17 protein-coding genes are annotated in these 17,295 nt (G+C 68.5%); 1 reads left to right on the forward strand and 16 read right to left on the reverse strand.

Features of this window, described 5'->3' with window-relative positions:
• Positions 1–149: 149 nt before the first annotated feature.
• The 11 genes from GGR04_RS03735 to ybgC form a co-directional block, all read right to left on the reverse strand.
• Positions 150–983 (reverse strand): outer membrane protein, encoded by an 834-nt coding sequence (locus GGR04_RS03735; RefSeq protein WP_183197976.1) that lies wholly within the window; start codon positions 981–983, stop codon positions 150–152.
• 118 nt (positions 984–1,101) lie between these two features.
• Entirely contained in the window at positions 1,102–2,451 is a 1,350-nt protein-coding gene (gene glmM / locus GGR04_RS03740) for a phosphoglucosamine mutase (RefSeq protein ID WP_183197978.1), read from the reverse strand.
• A 202-nt stretch (positions 2,452–2,653) separates the two neighbouring features.
• On the reverse strand, positions 2,654–4,591 hold the full coding sequence (ftsH, locus tag GGR04_RS03745) for an ATP-dependent zinc metalloprotease FtsH (RefSeq protein ID WP_183197980.1): 1,938 nt from the start codon (positions 4,589–4,591) through the stop codon (positions 2,654–2,656).
• 136 nt (positions 4,592–4,727) lie between these two features.
• Complete coding sequence (gene tilS, locus GGR04_RS03750) at positions 4,728–5,996, reverse strand: tRNA lysidine(34) synthetase TilS (protein WP_183197982.1); 1,269 nt, start codon at positions 5,994–5,996, stop codon at positions 4,728–4,730.
• Between the two features lie 36 nt (positions 5,997–6,032).
• Positions 6,033–7,001: a tol-pal system protein YbgF gene (ybgF, locus tag GGR04_RS03755; RefSeq protein ID WP_183197984.1), complete on the reverse strand. Its 969-nt coding sequence runs from the start codon at positions 6,999–7,001 to the stop codon at positions 6,033–6,035.
• Between the two features lie 199 nt (positions 7,002–7,200).
• Positions 7,201–7,776, reverse strand: coding sequence for a peptidoglycan-associated lipoprotein Pal (pal, locus tag GGR04_RS03760; RefSeq protein ID WP_376769814.1), 576 nt, complete (start codon positions 7,774–7,776; stop codon positions 7,201–7,203).
• Between the two features lie 82 nt (positions 7,777–7,858).
• Positions 7,859–9,115, reverse strand: a complete 1,257-nt coding sequence (tolB, locus tag GGR04_RS03765) for a Tol-Pal system beta propeller repeat protein TolB (protein ID WP_376769825.1) — start codon at positions 9,113–9,115, stop codon at positions 7,859–7,861.
• Positions 9,116–9,312: 197 nt separating this feature from the next.
• Positions 9,313–10,434 (reverse strand): cell envelope integrity protein TolA, encoded by a 1,122-nt coding sequence (gene tolA, locus GGR04_RS03770; RefSeq protein WP_183197990.1) that lies wholly within the window; start codon positions 10,432–10,434, stop codon positions 9,313–9,315.
• Between the two features lie 10 nt (positions 10,435–10,444).
• A complete protein-coding gene (gene tolR / locus GGR04_RS03775; RefSeq protein ID WP_183197992.1) occupies positions 10,445–10,900 on the reverse strand; it encodes a protein TolR in 456 nt (151 codons plus the stop codon).
• Between the two features lie 76 nt (positions 10,901–10,976).
• Entirely contained in the window at positions 10,977–11,693 is a 717-nt protein-coding gene (gene tolQ / locus GGR04_RS03780; RefSeq protein ID WP_183197994.1) for a protein TolQ, read from the reverse strand.
• A gap of 354 nt (positions 11,694–12,047) precedes the next feature.
• The gene (gene ybgC / locus GGR04_RS03785) at positions 12,048–12,500 is read right to left on the reverse strand and encodes a tol-pal system-associated acyl-CoA thioesterase (RefSeq protein ID WP_183197996.1); all 453 of its coding nucleotides are present in this window, start codon (positions 12,498–12,500) and stop codon (positions 12,048–12,050) included.
• A gap of 169 nt (positions 12,501–12,669) precedes the next feature.
• Between ybgC and GGR04_RS03790 the strand changes: the two genes are divergently transcribed.
• The gene (locus GGR04_RS03790) at positions 12,670–14,130 is read left to right on the forward strand and encodes a DUF2254 domain-containing protein (protein ID WP_183197998.1); all 1,461 of its coding nucleotides are present in this window, start codon (positions 12,670–12,672) and stop codon (positions 14,128–14,130) included.
• Positions 14,131–14,134: 4 nt separating this feature from the next.
• Here GGR04_RS03790 and ruvB read toward each other — a convergent pair whose 3' ends face one another.
• From ruvB to ruvC, 5 genes are all read right to left on the reverse strand, one after another.
• Positions 14,135–15,184 carry a Holliday junction branch migration DNA helicase RuvB gene (gene ruvB / locus GGR04_RS03795; RefSeq protein ID WP_183198000.1) on the reverse strand — a complete coding sequence of 350 codons (1,050 nt, stop codon included), beginning with the start codon at positions 15,182–15,184 and terminating at the stop codon, positions 14,135–14,137.
• Between the two features lie 153 nt (positions 15,185–15,337).
• Positions 15,338–15,958, reverse strand: coding sequence for a Holliday junction branch migration protein RuvA (ruvA, locus tag GGR04_RS03800; RefSeq protein WP_183198002.1), 621 nt, complete (start codon positions 15,956–15,958; stop codon positions 15,338–15,340).
• Positions 15,955–16,380, reverse strand: coding sequence for a type II toxin-antitoxin system VapC family toxin (locus tag GGR04_RS03805; RefSeq protein ID WP_183198004.1), 426 nt, complete (start codon positions 16,378–16,380; stop codon positions 15,955–15,957). The genes ruvA and GGR04_RS03805 overlap by 4 nt, the downstream gene beginning before the upstream one ends.
• Complete coding sequence (locus tag GGR04_RS03810; RefSeq protein WP_183198006.1) at positions 16,358–16,627, reverse strand: AbrB/MazE/SpoVT family DNA-binding domain-containing protein; 270 nt, start codon at positions 16,625–16,627, stop codon at positions 16,358–16,360. The genes GGR04_RS03805 and GGR04_RS03810 overlap by 23 nt, the downstream gene beginning before the upstream one ends.
• 83 nt (positions 16,628–16,710) lie before the next feature.
• Positions 16,711–17,229 (reverse strand): crossover junction endodeoxyribonuclease RuvC, encoded by a 519-nt coding sequence (ruvC, locus tag GGR04_RS03815; protein ID WP_183198007.1) that lies wholly within the window; start codon positions 17,227–17,229, stop codon positions 16,711–16,713.
• Between the last annotated feature and the right edge of the window lie 66 nt (positions 17,230–17,295).

Raw genomic sequence — 17,295 nt, forward strand, 5'->3', positions numbered from 1 at the left:
TCGTTAACCACGTTCGTTAACCCGCGGGCCCGGTGGCGGCCCGCCATGCCCGCGTCAGCTTCGGCCCATGAAAAAGGGCCGCCCCGCGGGACGACCCTTTTCAACGATGAAAAGGATGCGGCGCCAGGGCGCCGCTCCCGGTGTGGTTCTCAGAAGAACGAGTAGCGCAGACCGGCGCGGATCGTGTGGACGTCGAAGCCGTTGTCGCGAACCTGCGTGCCCTTGGCACCGAAGCTCTTGTCGGCGGCGTCGTACTCGAAGGCGTCGCCTTCCCAGATCTTGGTGAACTTGTAGCCGACGTCGAGCGCCAGGCTATGGGTCAGGTCGATGCTCGCGCCGGCCATGAGGGCGGTGGCCAGACGCCAGTCGTCGGTTCCCTCGCTGGTGGCCTTGAAGGGCGTGTAGCTCGGCTTGCAGCTCGGGCAGACTTCCTGCGTCGAGCGATCGTCGTACTGGACGTAGGCCGCGCCGATGCCGGCGCCGAGATAGGGCGTGACCGGTCCGAAGAAGGGCAGGTCGACATAGGCGTTGGCCATCGCCGTCCAGACGTCGGCCTTGGAGCCTTCGTCGTAGTAGCACTCGTCCTGATGACGCAGGCCGTGCGCGGCATCGATCTTGATCATGTAGGGGCAAGCGGTCTTGCCGGACACGTCGGGGCGGAAGTAGTCGAGCGTCGCGTCGGCGCGGAACATGTCGGAGAAGCGATAGCCGACGCCGCCGCCGAAGCTGGCGGTCGAGTCGAGGCGCAGCTCGTCGTAGCGGTAGGTGTCGTCGATGCCTTCGACGCCGGGGAACTGGTTCCAGAAGTCCCAGTTGCCGTCGGTCTTCGACTTGAAGACGTAGCCGACGTCGGCACGGATGTACCAGCCGCTGAAGTCGGGGGCCGGCTCGACGACCGGGATGGGCTCCAGAATGTCCGCGGCCTGGGCAGCGAACGGCAGCAATGTCGCGGACGCCATGAGCGCGAGGACAAGCCGAACCATGGTCAAATCTCCAAAATTCGTGAGGGCGCGGCTTGGGGTTCCGCAACACTCCCGAATCTAAAGATTAATGATTAACGCTTCGTATAAAGGCCGACGCGCGCACGTCATAGGGCCGGGCTCAAGCCGCCTCGCGCCGCAGCGCGCCGATAATGTCGTCGACGACCTCGCCGACGAGCGCCAGGTCGTCGCCCTCCGCCATCACGCGGATCAGCGGCTCGGTGCCGGACGGACGGATCACCAGGCGCCCCCCCTGCCCCAGCCGGTCGCGCCCGAGGCTGATCGCGTCCTTGACCCGCTCCTGCTCCAGCGGCTCGCCGCCCGAGAACCGGATGTTCTTCAGGACCTGCGGCACGGGCTCGAACTTGCGGCAGACCTCGGACACCGTGCCCCCGGCCTTGCGCACCACCGCGAGCACCTGCAGCGCCGAGACGAGACCGTCGCCGGTGGTGCCGAAATCCGACAGAACGATGTGGCCGGACTGCTCGCCGCCGACATTGTAGCCGTGCTGACGCATGTGCTCCACCACGTAGCGATCGCCGACCTTGGTGCGCGCGAGCTGGATCTGCCGCTCGTTCAGGAAGCGCTCCAGCCCGAGATTGGACATGATGGTCGCGACCACGCCGCCGGCCGCGAGACGCCCATCCTCGGCCCAGGCCTCGCCGATCACGGCCATGATCTGGTCGCCGTCCACCACCTCGCCGTTCTCGTCGACGATCAGCACCCGGTCGGCGTCGCCATCGAGCGCGATGCCGATGTCGGCGCGCACCTCGCGCACCTTGGCGGTGAGCGCGGCGGGGCTGGTGGAGCCGCAGTTGAGGTTGATGTTGGTGCCGTCGGGATCGACGCCGATCTTCACGACCTCGGCGCCGAGTTCCCAGAGAACGTCGGGCGCCACCTTGTAGGCGGCGCCGTTGGCGCAGTCGATCGCGACACGCACGCCCTCCAGCGACATCTCACGCGGCAGGGTGCGTTTGGCGAACTCGACGTAGCGGTCGCGCCCGCCGTCGTCGTAGCGCCGGGCCCGCCCGAGATGGGCGCCGTCGGCGAGGCGCTTCGACAGATCCTCCTCGATCAAGCCGTTGATCTCGGTCTCCAACTCGTCCGACAGCTTGTAGCCGTCGGGGCCGAAGAGCTTGATGCCGTTGTCGTCGAACGGATTGTGCGAGGCGGAAATCATCACGCCGATGTCGGCCCGCATCGAGCGCGTCAGCATGGCGACGGCGGGCGTCGGCATCGGTCCGAGCATCAGCACGTCGACGCCGACGGCGGTGAAGCCGGCGCAGAGCGCGGGTTCGATCATGTAGCCAGAAAGCCGCGTATCCTTGCCGATCACGACCCGGTGCCGGTAGTTGCCGCGGCGGAAGGCGAGGCCCGCGGCCATGCCGACCTTCATCGCGATCTCCGGCGTCATCGGAAAGCGATTGGCCCGGCCGCGAATGCCATCGGTGCCGAAATAGGACTTGCTCATGAAGGGCGGTTCCAAACTCGGGGTCGTGCGGACGTCTGCGAACGGTATCATCGCACGAAAGGTGAAAGAGAATACAAGCTCTCCGCTGGCGCGAGGCCGACCGGCTCGGCCACCGAACACACAACGAAAAAGGGGCGGCCCTGCGGCTCGCCCCTCTCTCATCATCGAGCCGGCGCGAACCGCCCGGCGGTCAGCCCTTGGGTCAGGCGCTCGGCTGCGGCTCCAGACCGCCGTCCTTCTCGTCGCGCGGACCGGAGGGCTTGGCGGATCCCGCCTTCGGCACGGCCGAGCCGCGCGAGGGCGGCGTGTCGTCGCCCATGTCGCGGGCCAGCGTCTTGCCGGCGAGGAGATCACGCACCTCGTCGCCCGACAGGGTCTCGAACTCGAGCAGGCCGTAGGCGAGCTTGTGGAGATCATCGATCCGCTCGTTCAAGATGCGGCGCGCCTTGTTCTCGGCGACCTCGATAATGCCACGCACCTCCGAATCGATCAGGCGCGCCGTCTCCTCCGACATATTCTGCTGCTGCGAGACGGAGTGGCCGAGGAAGACCTCCTCCTGGTTCTGCCGGTAGCGCAGGCGGCCGAGCTTGTCACTCATGCCGTATTCCATCACCATCGCGCGGGCCATGTTGGTGGCCTGCTGGATGTCGTTGGAGGCGCCGGTCGTCACATTGTCATGGCCGTAGATGATCTCCTCGGCGGCACGGCCACCGAAGATCATCGTGAGCCGGGCTTCCATCTCGTTCTTGCGCATGCCGTAGCGGTCGCGCTCCGGCAGGTTCATGGTGACCCCGAGCGCCCGGCCGCGCGGGATGATCGTCACCTTGTGCAGGGGATCGTTGAAGGGCTCGTAGATGCCGACGAGCGCGTGGCCGGCCTCGTGATAGGCGGTGAGCTTCTTCTCATCCTCGGTCATCGCCATCGACCGGCGCTCAGCGCCCATCATGACCTTATCCTTGGCGTCCTCGAACTCAAGCATGGTGACGAGGCGCTTGGAGCGACGCGCCGCCATCAGCGCCGATTCGTTGACGAGATTGGCGAGATCGGCGCCCGAGAAGCCCGGCGTGCCGCGCGCGATGGTGCGCAGATCGACGTTCGGCGCCAGCGGCACGTTGCGCACATGCACCTTGAGGATCTTCTCGCGGCCCCCGACGTCGGGGTTCGGCACCATGACCTGCCGGTCGAACCGGCCCGGGCGCAGCAGCGCGGGGTCGAGCACGTCCGGCCGGTTGGTGGCAGCGATGAGGATGATGCCCTCGTTCGCCTCGAAGCCGTCCATTTCGACGAGAAGCTGGTTCAGCGTCTGCTCGCGCTCGTCGTTGCCGCCACCGAGGCCTGCGCCACGATGGCGACCGACCGCGTCGATCTCGTCGATGAAGATGATGCAGGGCGCGTTCTTCTTGGCCTGCTCGAACATGTCGCGCACGCGGCTCGCGCCGACGCCGACGAACATCTCGACGAAGTCGGACCCCGAGATGGTGAAGAAGGGCACGTTGGCCTCGCCCGCCACGGCCCGCGCCGTCAGGGTCTTACCGGTGCCGGGAGGGCCGATGAGCAGCACGCCGCGCGGGATCTTGCCGCCGAGGCGCTGGAACTTCTGGGGCTCGCGCAGGAACTCGACGATCTCTTCCAGATCCTGCTTGGCCTCGTCGATGCCCGCGACGTCGGCGAAGGTGACGCGGCCATGCGCCTCGGTCAGGAGCTTGGCCTTCGACTTGCCGAAGCCCATCGCCTTGCCGCCGGCGCCGCCCTGCATCTGGCGCATCAGGAAGATCCAGACGCCGAGAATGAGGAGGATCGGCCCGAAAGAGAGCAGCATCGACCAGATCGGATTGGAATTGTCCGACGGCGGCGCCGCGTTGATCGTGACGTTGCGGCCCTCGAGCCGGCTGACCATCTGCGCGTCGCCGGGCGAATAGGTCTGGAACGGGCTCGACCCGTCGGTGTAGGTGCCCGAGATCCGCTGGCCCTGGATCGTCACCGAACGCACGCGGTTGGCGTCGACGTCGGAGAGGAACTGCGAATAGGGGATCTCGCGCGAGTTGGCGGTCTGCGAGCCGTTGGAAAACAGCTGGAACAGCGCAATCAACAGGAGAGCGATGATCGCCCAGAGGGCGAAATTCCGGAAGTTCTGGTTCATTATCCGTCCTGGGATTGCGCCGGGGCGCCCACATGGCGTCGTCACGTGGGACCATGACTTGGAACCGAAGATAGGTGGCCGCCAAATCCTTGCCAACAGGCTGCGGGGGATTTGCGGCAATTTGGGGCCGCGTGGTTTACATGAAGGGCGCGGACCCCGGCAGATCGGCCCACAGCCGCCAGCCCACGCGCCCGCGCAAGACGAGCGGCGCGCAGCTCGGCAGCTTGGGGGCCAGCGCCGGATGGCAGGCGATCGGACGGTCCGATTCGTCCAGCGCCACCGGCAGGGTCCGGTCCCGCAGGTTGCCCCGTCCGAGCGATCCCCATGCGACGATCCGCATCGCCCTGCCCGCCTCCGCCGGTGGCCGGATGTCGAAGCGATGATCGAAGGTGACGTCCGGTCCCTCGGTGGACATCGGCGCGATGCCCTCGCGCCCGTATTCGCGCAGAAACAGCAGCCGGTCGCCCTGGCGCTCGACCCGGCAGCCATTGAGGGTCGCCGTGAACCGGCGCCGAGCCGCCAGCGCCTCCGCGAGGCGAAGCACCGCGCGCGTCGGCGGCGTGACCGCCGCGCCGCCGGCCGCCGTCAGACAACGCGACAGCAACGTCGGGGAAAGGGCGGAGGCATCCGCGAGCTCGATCTGCCCGCTCTCGCCGGTGCGCAGGGTTCCGCTCACGGCGAGCGCGCGCAGGCGCTCGGCAAGCGCCTCGTCCCGCGTCATGCGGTGCCGATCCGCCGCCCGCAGCACGTCGGCCAGCGCCGCCTCGTCGTGCTCGCCGGCCGCGAGGGCAAGGCGAAGACGGGCGCGGGCCGAGCGTGGGTCCCGGTTGCCGGGATCATCGGCGGCCTGCACTCCCTCGCCGGCCACGAGATCGACGAGCGCGGACTTTCGCAGCGACAGGAACGGGCGCAGCAGCACGAGGCCGGGCTGGAGATCGCGCCACACCCGCATGCCCGCCGCCTCCTGCAGTGCGACGCCGCGCGCCCGTGCCAGGAGATGCGTCTCGAGCTGGTCGTCGAAATGATGGGCGGTGACCACCGCGTCGGCGCTGCATCGCCGGGCTTCGCGGGCGAGAAGGTCGTAGCGAGCCTCGCGCGCCAGCGCCGCGAGATTGCCGCCGGCGCCCTCGGGCCCACGCCAGACGAGACGGCGATGCGACAGGCCGAGCGCGGCGCAGAGCGCGCCCACCGCCTCGGCCTCCGCTGCGCTTTCGGGTCGCAGACCATGGTCGATGGTGGCGACCGCGAGGGGGGGAAGATCGGCGCGTCCGGTGCGAGCAGCGAGGAGTAGCGCCAGCGAGTCGGGCCCGCCGGAGACGGCGAGGAGGAGGCCGGACGAGACGCAGCGTGCGCTGGAGACGATGCGGAGCGCGGCGGCCAGCGCCTCCCCAGTGCCGTCAGTCACGCGGGTTCCGCCCTGCCCGCGATGCCCGTCGCTCGATCAGGAGCAGCGCGCCGACTTTTCCTCGACCTCGAGCTTGCGCTTCACGTTGGCGCTCATCGCGGGGTAGCGGCGCGACACTTCCGAATAGGTGACGCAGGCCGTCTCGCGGTTGTCGAGATGGGCCAGCGACATGCCGAGCTTCAGCATCATCTCCGGGGCCTTGCCGGCCTGGGGATGGGTCTTCTGCGCGTTGAGGAAGACCTCGGCGGCATCGCGGTACTTGGCCTGCGCATAGAGCGATTCGCCGAGCCAGTACTGCGCGTCCGGCGCGTCCTGCGAGGTCGGGTAGGCCTGCGTGTACTGGCGGAAGGTGGTTTCGGCGAGGTGGTAGTCGCCGGCGAGCATGTAGTTGTAGCCGAGCGAATAGAGTTCGACCGGACCGTTGGCGGCGATCGAGGCGACCTGACTGGGGGCCTCGGCCGGCGCGGCCGCGGACGCGGCGACACCGCCGCCGAGGATCGAGGCGATCTCGTCGCCCGCCGGCGCGGGCGCGGCGGCGACCGAGCCGGTCTGCGTGGCGTCGGTACCGGGAACGGAAACGCTCGCGGGCGCCGCCGCCGCCACGCGGGGCGCAGTCGCCAGCGTGGGATCGACGGCCGGTGCGGCGTCGGTGCGGCGTTGCGGCGCAGCGGCGGTGCCGCTCTTGGCCTTTTCCAGATCCTGGAAGCGGAACTCGTTGTCCTCCTGCGTCTTGCGCAGCTGCTCCTGCAGCTGCAGCACAAGGAAGGACAACTCCTCCACCTTGCCGGTGAGGCGGCGCATCTCCTCTTCCATCTGGCTGAGGCGTACGCCCCCGTCGGAGGCCTGCGCCATCAACACGGGCGCTGGCTGGGGTGCGGGAGCGGCGACGCGGGCCCGCGTCTCGCCGCCCAGGCCGAAGGGCAGGTCGAGCGCCGAGGCGGGGCCAGCGACGGCGAGAACGGCCAGCGAGCCGAGGAGGAGACGGGAGAGAGACTGGCGGGCCATACGGAACATCCCTTCGGGATCGCTCGGTGACCGGCCCCGGGAGGGGCAAAGGGGCGGCTTCCGACGATCGGATCGGCGTGCCTCGCATCAAGGGAGCGAAGGCGTCCAAAGTTTGTCCGGCCCTAGCACAACGGCGTGCTCGCCTCAGCAAAACGGCCCCGAAGGGCCGTTTCACTCACATCACTGTTGCCGAAAAGGCTCAGGAGCCGGCGCCCGAGAGCACCGTCACCGCGCGGCGGTTCTGCGACCAGCAGGAGATGTCGTCGCACACCGCCACCGGGCGTTCCTTGCCGTAGGAGATGGTGCGCATGCGGCCCGACGAGACGCCCTGCGAGGCGAGGTAGTCGCGCGTGGCGGCGGCGCGGCGGGCGCCGAGCGCCAGATTGTACTCGCGGGTGCCGCGCTCGTCGGCATGGCCTTCCACGACGATCCGGTAGTTCGGGTACTGGTTCAGCCACTGCGCCTGACGCGAGAGCGTCTGCTGCGCGTCGGCGCGGATCGAGGTCGAGTCCGTGTCGAAGAAGATGCGGTCGCCGACATTGACCGTGAAATCCTGCGTCGAGCCCGGTGCGCCGCCGCGCCCGCCGGCACCGCCGGCTCCCGCGCCGCCGGCGCCGCCGAGACCGCCGGCCCCGCCGAGGCCGAGGCCCGCCGCGTTGTCGGGTAGAACGTTGCTCTTCTTGGCGCAGGCCGAGAGAGCGAGAGCGGCCACGAGCGCGAGAGCGATGCGACCATGGACCCCAGTTGCGATGCGGCGCATGGCCGTCTCCTTCATGTCATGGAATGGTGTGCCGCCCGTTTACCATGTTCGAGGTTAACGAGCGGTCAATGCACGTCGAAGGCGGATGCCTTCGACGCTACTCCAGCGCCGGCGACCAGGCCGGGTCGGAGCCGTAGTTCGGCGTCGCGATCTTCTGCTCGTTGCGGCCGGTGAGATCGATCGAATAGAGTTGCGGCCCGCCACCGCCCTGCACGTCGCGGAAGAACATCAGGACGCGGCCGTTCGGCGCCCAGGTCGGGCCCTCGTTGTGGAAGCCCGACGTGAGAATGCGCTCGCCCGAGCCGTCCGGCTTCATCACGCCGATCTGGAACTGACCACCCGACTGCTTGGTGAAGGCGATGAGATCGCCGCGCGGCGACCAGACGGGCGTCGAATAGGACGCCGCGCCGAAGGAGATGCGCTGCTGGCCGGAGCCGTCGGCCCCCATCACGTAGATCTGCGGGCGCCCGCCCCGGTCGCTCTCGAACACGATCTTCGAGCCGTCCGGCGAGAAGGAGGGCGAGGTGTCGATGGCACTGGTCGAGGTGAGGCGCGTCGTGGCGCGCGAGCGAAGGTCCATCGCGTAGATGTTGGCGTTGCCCTCCTGCTGCAGGCTCATCACCACCTTCTGGCCGTCCGGCGAGAAGCGCGGCGCAAACGTCATGCCGGGGAAATTGCCGACGATCTCGCGCTGCCCGGTCTCGAGCTGCAAGAGGTAGACCCGCGGCTCGCCCTCGCCGAAGGACATGTAGGTGACCTCCTGCCGGTTGGGCGAGAAGCGCGGGGTGAGCACGAGGTCGCCCCCCTGCGTGAGGTAGCGCACGTTGGCGCCGTCCTGATCCATGATGGCGAGGCGCTTGCGGCGCTTGTCCTTCGTGCCGGTCTCGTCGACGAAGACGACGCGCGTGTCGAAATAGCCCTTCTCGCCCGTCAGCCGCTCGTAGATGGCGTCGGCGATGATGTGGGCGACGCGGCGCCAGTTGTCGGGCGTCGCGTAGAACTGCTGGCCGTCGAGCTGGTTGGCGGCGAACGTGTCCCACAGCCGGAACTCGACGCGCAGCCGCCCGTCGGCCTCCGGCGTCACGCGGCCGGAGACGAGAGCCTGCGCGTTCAGCACCGTCCAGTCCTGGAAGCGGGGCGTGGCGTCGGGCGAGAGGTCCTTCTGGATGAAGGCGGCCGGGTTCACCGGCGCGAAGAGGCCGGAGCGCTTGAGGTCGGCCGAGACCACGTCGATGATCTTCTGCCCGAGCGCGTCGCGCGACTGGAACGCCGGCAGCGCGATGGGCAGCGGCGCCACGGTGCCGCGCGTCAGGTCAAGTTCTACTGCGGCGTCAGCCGGAGCCGACATCGTCATGCCGGTTGCGCTGGCAGCCAGTGCAATGGCGAAGTATCGGATAAAGCGCGTCATTGCGGGACCTTCCCGTACAGCAATCGGATTTTCACTTCGTCAAACACGACGTGGCATCCGTTCTGTCATTTCAATCAAGGGTGGACCGGCCTCTTAGGTCGGGTTGGTCGGCAAAGCACTGCCGTTTACAATATAATACTAAGTCAAAACATCTGACTGGGATCAAAGTTGATCGTTACTTCCGACCATGTGTCGTACTTTTCTGCGGGAAGGTTGTAAGGCGCACAACGTCGAATCGCACGAAGTGCCGCCTCGCCGGCTGCTCTTTCCGCTGTCGAGCCAGAACCACCTTCCAGAATTTCAGGCATGCCATCGACATCGCCGGTAGGCTTCAAACGCATCGAAACTTTAACCCGGAAGCTACCTGCGTCGGCATTGCCGGCCGGCGGACTCCAGCATTTTTCCATTTGGCCTTTCAGCGCGTCGAGCTCGCTCTGCGACAGAGTGCCGCCCGTCGCCTTCTTGGCGCCGAGCGAGGCGGTCTGGGTCGAGCCCTTGGAGCCGCCGCCCGCCGAATCCTGCTTGTTCAAAAGAGCCGCGACCTTGTCCTCGAAATTCTTCTCCGTCGACTTCTGCGAGTCCGTGGTCTTGGTTTCCTTCGTCTTTTCGGTCGACTTCGACGTGGTGGGCGTCTTGGTCTTTTCCGGCGTCTTCACCGCTTCCTTCACCGGCTCGGGCTTGGGCTCGGGGGGCTTCTCGGCCACCTTCACGGGCTCGGGCGGACGGGGCTTGGCCTGTGGCATCGGCACGTTCTTGGGCGGCGCCGGGGGCTCGGGCGGCTTTTCGGCCAGAAGCTCGGCGAGTTCGTCGATCTCGGTCGGCGGCTCGGGCGGCGTCGGCACGTCGGGCTTGGCCTCAGTCACCTCCGGCGGGGCAGGCGTCGGCTCCGGCACGGGGGCGGGCGTCGGGACGGGGGGCGTCGGCTCGGCAGCTGGCGGCGGGGGCGGCGGCGCTTCGGCGGCAGCGGTCTTCACGCTCTCCTGCGGCGCGGCCTTCGGCGCCGGCGGGGTGTCGAGATCCACCTTGTTGTCGCCGACGTTCTGCGCGTCCACGAGCGGCGTCTCCGGCCGCTCGGTGGGCTTGGGCGCGGAGATCTCGGCCTCGGGCGCCTTCTCGTCGCCGAGCGTCGCCTCGGAGAGATCGGAAATCAGGGTCACCGGCACGGACTCGCCGCCCATCTCGAGCGGCTCGGGCGAGCCGAGCGACCACAGTCCCCAGGTGAGGACGGCGGCGTGCAGGGCGGTGGAGATGCCAACGGACTTCATGGCGCGCGCGTCAGCTTCCCGCGGTCTGCTGGGCCGTGACGAGGCCGATGTTGCGGAAGCCCGCCGCCGAGATGCGCGCCATCACCTTCATCACCGTGCCGTAGCCGGCATTGCCGTCGGCGCGCACGAAGATGCGCTCCTCGTAGCCGGCCTCGGCGATCGCCTTCAGCTGCTCGACGATGGCGTCCTCGGCCACGGGCGTCTCCTGCAGGAAGATCTCGCCGCCCGCCTGCACGGAGATGGTGATCGGCTGCTTCTTGGCGCTGAGCGATTTCGCCGCCGTCTTCGGCAGCTCCAGCGGCACGCCCACCGTCATCATCGGCGCCGACACCATGAAGATGATGAGCAGCACCAGCATGACGTCGACCATCGGCGTCATGTTGATCTCGTTCATCGGCCCACGGCGCTTGCCGCGCCGGCGGCGCGATCCGCCGCCGGAAGATGCGGCGCCCGTCGACATGCCCATGGATCGGTTCCCCTCGGAGTGGCCGCGCCCGGCGGCCGATGTGGTCTGCGGTGGTTCGTCGGTCGAGCCGCCGGGCTCAGCGAGCGGCCGACTTCTCGTCGATCTGGCGCGACAGGATGGACGAGAACTCGTCCGCGAAGGCTCCGAGCCGCATGCCGAGCTTGCCGGCGTCGGCCGAGAGCTTGTTGTAGGCGACGACCGCCGGAATGGCCGCCACGAGGCCGACGGCGGTGGCGAGCAGCGCCTCGGCGATGCCGGGCGCCACCACCGCGAGGCTGGTCTGCTCGGAGGCGGCGATCGACTGGAACGAGGTCATGATGCCGACCACGGTGCCGAACAGGCCGACGAAGGGCGCGGCCGAGCCGACGGTGGCAAGGAAGCCGAGGCGCGATTCCAGATGGTCCATCTCGCGGGCCATGGTCACGTCCATCGCCTTCTCGATGCGGGTCTGCAGGCCGATCGGCGAGCGGGCGCCCTTCTCGAAGGACTTCTTCCACTCGCGCATGGCGGCCACGAACAAGGCGCCCATGCCGGAGGTCTTGCGGTCCGACAGCGTGTGGTAGAGCTCCTCGAGCGACTGGCCGCTCCAGAAATTGGTCTCGAAATTGTTGAGCTGGCGCCGGAAGCGGGCGTAGCGGGCGGCCTTGTCGAAGATGATCGCCCAGGTCCACACCGAGGCGGCGAGCAGCCCCAGCATCACGAACTTGACGACGAAGCCGGCCTGCCAGAACAGTCCGAGTATCGACATGTCGCTGCCATGGGCGGCGAGCGCAGTCTGGGCGACGTCGTTCATTCCTCGTGTCCCTCGATCCGTCCGATGCGTAGCGCGTGCCGTGCTGCCGCGATCCCCCGTCCGCGCCCCCGAAAGAATCCGGCGACACGGCGGTCTGGATCGGCCCCATGCCGCATGACGAGCATCCCGTTCTTTCACCTTGTGAATCCGGTGAAAGAATGGCGCGGGCCGGGGACTTCGGCCGCGAGCCCATCAAGCCTCGTTAGGGTTAACATTTCGTTGCGGTCCGAACCTGTCGCCGCAGCGCAGCACGAAGCCGCCCTCCCCGAGGTGTGCCCGCGGCCGCCCGCACCGTCGTCTGACGAGGGTCACAGCCGCTGGGCGCCGTTCGGCGTGCGTAGGGTCCGGCCTCCGTCAGTCCGAGGGATCGCCGGGTCCGCCGAGCCGCTCCGCCACGGCCTTCGGCATGCGCCGGGGGCGCCCGTCCGGCGAGATCACCGCGACCTTCACCTTGGCCTCCACCAGCACGGCCCCCTCGCAGAGGATGCGCTGGTCGAGCACGACGCGCGCGCCGCCGAGCAGCGTCGTGCGCGTCTCCACGTCGAGGACGTCGTCGATGCGTGCCGGGCGCAGGAAGTCGATCTCCATGCGCCGCACGGCAAAGGCCATCGGCTCGCCGAAGCCGCCCGCCATCAGTTCGCGATGCCCGATGCCGTGCAGGCGCAGGTAGTCGGTGCGCCCGCGTTCGAGAAAATGCAGGTAGCGCGCGTGGTAGACGACGCCCGAGAAATCCGTGTCCTCGAAATAGACGCGCACGCGAAGGCTGTGGCCGGTGTCGGTCAGCCGGCCGGAAAGCTCGTGATCCATGCGCCCGTCCTACCTGATAAGGCGCCGCGCACCAACGGGGGCGTCCGGGTGGAGCGCCGGCCTTACCCGCAGCGGCAAGCTCGCCGCCGGGCTTGCCGCGGCCAACGCGCGACCGATAATCGCCGCGGTGCGCCGCGGTTTCGGGCCGGCCGGCGCGGCGGGAGGATCGATGCGCGCACGCCTGTTCAAAATCGCCGAGGATCTTCGCGCCAGCTACTGGTTCATCCCCCTCGTGCTGGCGATCCTCGCGGCGGTGCTCGCCTTCGTGCTCGTCTCCGTCGACATGCATCTCGACGCCAAGACCTTCGGCGACTCGCCCTTCTTCTTCGCCTCGCAGCCGAGCGGCGCCCGCGCGGTGATCTCGGCCACCGGCGGCTCGATGCTCGGCGTCGCCGGCACGGTGTTCTCGGTCACCATGGCGGCGGTGGTCTACGCCTCCGGCAGCTACGGCCCGCGGCTCCTCTCCAACTTCATGAACGATCGCGGCAACCAGTTCGTGCTCGGCACCTTCACCGCGACCTACGTCTATTCCATCCTGGTGCTGCGCACGGTGCGCGAGGCGACCACGGCTGGCGACGGCACGGTGACGCCGGCCTTCGTGCCCAACATCGCCATGCTCGGCTCCACCGTGCTGACGCTCTGCTCGATCGGCGTCCTCATCTTCTTCATCCACCACGTGCCGTCCAACATCTACATCGTGCGCGTCATCGCCGGCATCGGGCGCTCGCTTCTTGCCGGCATCGACGCGCGCTTTCCCCGCACGATCGGCGACGCGCCGGAGGGAGAGGCCGAGCGCCGGCGCGCCCGAGCCCAGATCCCGCCGCCGTTTCGCGACGAGGCGGCGGCCGACGCCGGCAGCGCCGAGGCGGCCGAGATCGCATCGGACGAGGCCGGCTACATCCAGATCTTCGACGACGAGATCCTCGTCGGCTTCGCACGCGAAAAGGACATCGTGATCCGCGTGAACTGCCGTCCCGGCTCCTTCGTGCAGCCGGGCTCGGTGCTGTTCGACGTCTGGCCGCGGTCCCGCGTCGACGACGCAGTGCGCGACACGCTGCGCGAGGCGGTGGCGATCTCCTCGCGCCGCTCGCCCAAGCAGGATCTTCTGTTCCTCGTCGACGAACTCGTGGAGATCGGCTCGCGTGCCCTCTCGCCGGGCGTCAACGACCCCTACACCGCCGTCACCTGCCTCGAATGGATGGGCGTCGTCATCGGCGAACTGGCGGGGCGCAACCTGCCGAGCCCGCTGCGGCTCGACCCGGCGGGAGACCTTCGCGTGATCGGCCTTCCCGTGACCTTCGAGGGCTTCGTCGAGCGCGGCTTCGGCCGGCTTCGCCAATATGCCGCCGGCGACGCCATCACCGCCTCGGCCTTCCTCGCGGCACTCGCCAAGGGCTTGCGCGGCTGCCGCTCGGGGGAGGAGCGCGCGGTTCTGGCGCGCGCCGCGGAGCGCCTGATGGACCTTGCCGAGGAAACGCTGTCCGGCCCGACGCTGGCGGACGTTCGCAAGGCGAAGGCGGCGTTCGACGCAGTGCTGGCGCATCCCAGCCACCGCGAGCCCTCGCCGCTCCTCATCGGCGTCGGCGTCGGCGTCGGCGCGCCTGCGCCACTCGGCCTGCGCGACGTCTGATCCGTCAGTCGTCCTCGGCGCTCGCCTCGAAGAGGCTGGCCTGCGCACCCTGCCAGCCCGAGGGCACCGCGAGCCCGATATGACGGAAGGCGTGTTGCGTCAGCATGCGCCCGCGCGGCGTGCGCTGGATGAAGCCCTGCTGCAGCAGATAGGGCTCGACGATGTCCTCGATCGCGTCGCGCGGCTCGGAGAGCGCCGCGGCGATCGTCTCGATGCCGACGGGACCGCCGCCGAAATTCAGCGCGATGAGATCGAGATAGCGCCGGTCGAGCTGGTCGAGGCCGAGCGTGTCCACCTCCAGCCGCGTCAGCGCCTCGTCGGCGATGCGCCGGTCGACGCTTTCCACCCCCGCCATGGTCGCGAAGTCGCGCACCCGGCGCAGCAGCCGGCCGGCGATGCGCGGCGTGCCGCGCGCCCGGCGCGCGATCTCGCGCGCGCCGTCCTCGCCCATGGGCAGGCTCATCAGCCGCGCGCCGCGCTTCACGATGTGCTCGAGCTCGGGCACCGTGTAGAAGTTCAGCCGCACGGGAATGCCGAAGCGGTCGCGCAGCGGCGTCGTCAGCAGGCCGATGCGCGTCGTCGCCGCCACCAGCGTGAAGCGCGAGAGATCGATCTTCACCGAGCGCGCCGCCGGCCCTTCGCCGATGATGAGGTCGAGCTGGAAATCCTCCATCGCGGGATAGAGGATCTCCTCCACCGCCGGCGAGAGGCGGTGGATCTCGTCGATGAAGAGCACGTCGCGCTCCTCGAGATTGGTGAGGAGCGCGGCGAGGTCGCCGGCCTTGGCGATCACCGGGCCGGAGGTCGAGCGGAAGTTGACGCCGAGCTCCTTGGCCATGATCTGCGCCAGCGTCGTCTTGCCGAGGCCGGGCGGCCCGACGAAGAGCACGTGGTCGAGCGCCTCGCCGCGGGTCTTGGCCGCCTCGATGAAGATCTTCAGGTTGGCGCGCGCCGCCGCCTGCCCGACGAAATCGTCGAGCCGCTGCGGGCGCAGCGTCGAATCGACGTCCTCGCCGCGTTTTTCGGGGGTCAGGAGGCGGGTGGGCTGGCTCATGGTTCGGCGCTACCAGTTCGGGTCGGCCCCTGTCGAGGCGGCGGGCGAGAGCGCCATGCACCTCTCGTCGAGGCACGGCGCTCCCGCTTTTCCAATCAAACGACGGGTTCGGCGCAATTCGCACGCGACGCCCCGCAGATCCGATGCGTCATCCTATCGGCTGAGCGCCTTGAGCCCCAGTCGGATCAGCACGGTGGACGCCGCCCCCTCGCCCCCCTCGCGCACGGCGGTCGCCACCGCACCGGCCGCCTGCTCACGCGAATAGCCGAGATTGACGAGCGCCGAGACCGCGTCGGCGATCGGCGCAGGCGCGACGCCCTCGCCGATCTCGCGCTTCAACCCGAAGCTTTCGTCCGACCCGGCGCCCGAAAAGGCCGGCGCCTTGTCCTTCAGCTCGGCGACGATGCGCGCGGCGACCTTCGGGCCGACGCCGGGCGCGCGCGACACCATCGCCTTGTCCTGCAGCGCCACGGCATTGGCGAGGTCGCCCGGCGACAGCACGCCGACCACGGCGAGCGCCACCTTGGCGCCGACCCCCTGCACGTTCTGCAGGAGGCGGAACCAGTCGCGCTCGGCCGCCGAGGCGAAGCCGTAGAGGCGGATCATGTCCTCGCGAACATAGGTCTCGATCAAGAGCACCGCCGCTTCGCCGACGGCGCCGAGCCCGGCAAGCGTGCGCCCGCCGCAGAACGCGACGTAGCCGACGCCGTGGACGTCGATCACCACGTGGTCCTCGCCGATCTCGTCGACCGTGCCTTTCAACTTTCCGATCAAGGATGGGTCTCCGGCGAGAGGATGTCCAGATCGGGAAAGTAGCTGCGGTAGCGCGCGGCGTCGCGCGTCAGCAGCCGGTGCCCGGCCACCAGCGCATGGGCGCCGATGAAAAAGTCCGGCAGGGTGCGCTCGCGCGCCCCGCCCCGCTCGCGGTAGAGGCGATGGGCTTGGCCTGCAGGAAAAGCGGCCGCGAAGGGGAAGTCTTCCTCGACACACTCGAACGGTTGCAGCATCACCCGAAGGATCCGGCCATTCGCAAAGCGTTGCGTCACCTCGGCCCAGACGATCGCGTTGACGTAGATCCGGCCCTGCTCCTCGGCGTCCAGCAGCATGCGGGACGACCAGAGCCGCTGATCTGGAACGGAATCGACACCGACGAGATCGAGAATGACGTTGGAATCAACGAGGGTCGAGATCGTCACGCGGTCCTCGCAGTGATTCCATGAATTCGTCGGTCGTCATCCCGCCGAGATCGACCGTTCCGCGCATCTCGTCGAGATGGCGTTGCAGCCGTTCGCGCCTCTGTCGGGGCGTCTCGTCCATATGTTTGGCAACGACCTCGACCACGTCGCCGCGCTCCACGAACTCGACCTCGCTGCCCGGCCCGATCTTCAGCTTGTCGCGGATCGGCTTGGGAATGGTGACCTGCCCCTTCTCGGTGACGCGCATGGATCGATCCTCCTCGGGTCACCTTCGAAAGTAATACCTCGATGGTATTACCTACGGGAAGAATAGGAACAGGTCAAGAACATCTAGAGCCCGGCAAAGGCCGCGCGGGCCTGTGCGGACTGGCGGTGATGGGTGTGGCAGATGGCGATGGCGAGAGCGTCGGCAGCGTCGTCAGTGTCGAAGGTGGCCTTCGGCATCAGCACCTTGACCATCATGTGGATCTGTTTCTTCTCGCCGTGGCCGACGCCGATCACCGCCTTCTTCACGGCGTTCGGCGCGTATTCGGCCACCGGCAGGCCGGCGAGCGCGGGCACCACCATGGCGATGCCGCGGGCCTGGCCGAGCTTCAGCGTCGCCACCGCGTCCTTGTTGACGAAGGTCTGCTCCACCGCCGCCTCTTCCGGCTGGAACTCATGCAGCACGGCCTGCAGCCCGTCGTGGAGCTGACGCAGGCGCGAGGCGAGGTCGAGACTGTTGTCGGAGGTCACGGTGCCGCTCGCCACGAAGCGCAGCGAGTTGCCGAGCGTCTCGACGACGCCCCAGCCGGTGCGGCGAAGGCCCGGGTCGATGCCAATGATCCGAATGGTCCGCCCCTGCAACATGATGCCGTTCACCTCCTGCTTACCCTGATCGGCGCCAGCGATAAAGACAAAGAGTGAACGGAGCGG

Source organism: Aureimonas pseudogalii (genome assembly GCF_014196835.1).
In the GTDB taxonomy this organism is placed as follows: domain Bacteria; phylum Pseudomonadota; class Alphaproteobacteria; order Rhizobiales; family Rhizobiaceae; genus Aureimonas; species Aureimonas pseudogalii.

Excerpts from the sequence above, each read along its gene's own strand:
- GGR04_RS03735 (WP_183197976.1), bottom strand. The coding sequence starts at position 983 with ATGGTTCGGCTTGTCCTCGCGCTCATGGCGTCCGCGACATTGCTGCCG.
- glmM (WP_183197978.1), bottom strand. The coding sequence starts at position 2,451 with ATGAGCAAGTCCTATTTCGGCACCGATGGCATTCGCGGCCGGGCCAAT.
- ftsH (WP_183197980.1), bottom strand. The coding sequence starts at position 4,591 with ATGAACCAGAACTTCCGGAATTTCGCCCTCTGGGCGATCATCGCTCTC.
- ybgF (WP_183197984.1), bottom strand. The coding sequence starts at position 7,001 with ATGGCCCGCCAGTCTCTCTCCCGTCTCCTCCTCGGCTCGCTGGCCGTT.
- pal (WP_376769814.1), bottom strand. The coding sequence starts at position 7,776 with ATGAAGGAGACGGCCATGCGCCGCATCGCAACTGGGGTCCATGGTCGC.
- tolB (WP_376769825.1), bottom strand. The coding sequence starts at position 9,115 with ATGACGATGTCGGCTCCGGCTGACGCCGCAGTAGAACTTGACCTGACG.
- tolA (WP_183197990.1), bottom strand. The coding sequence starts at position 10,434 with ATGAAGTCCGTTGGCATCTCCACCGCCCTGCACGCCGCCGTCCTCACC.
- tolR (WP_183197992.1), bottom strand. The coding sequence starts at position 10,900 with ATGGGCATGTCGACGGGCGCCGCATCTTCCGGCGGCGGATCGCGCCGC.
- tolQ (WP_183197994.1), bottom strand. The coding sequence starts at position 11,693 with ATGAACGACGTCGCCCAGACTGCGCTCGCCGCCCATGGCAGCGACATG.
- ybgC (WP_183197996.1), bottom strand. The coding sequence starts at position 12,500 with ATGGATCACGAGCTTTCCGGCCGGCTGACCGACACCGGCCACAGCCTT.
- GGR04_RS03790 (WP_183197998.1), top strand. The coding sequence starts at position 12,670 with ATGCGCGCACGCCTGTTCAAAATCGCCGAGGATCTTCGCGCCAGCTAC.
- ruvB (WP_183198000.1), bottom strand. The coding sequence starts at position 15,184 with ATGAGCCAGCCCACCCGCCTCCTGACCCCCGAAAAACGCGGCGAGGAC.
- GGR04_RS03810 (WP_183198006.1), bottom strand. The coding sequence starts at position 16,627 with ATGCGCGTCACCGAGAAGGGGCAGGTCACCATTCCCAAGCCGATCCGC.
- ruvC (WP_183198007.1), bottom strand. The coding sequence starts at position 17,229 with ATGTTGCAGGGGCGGACCATTCGGATCATTGGCATCGACCCGGGCCTT.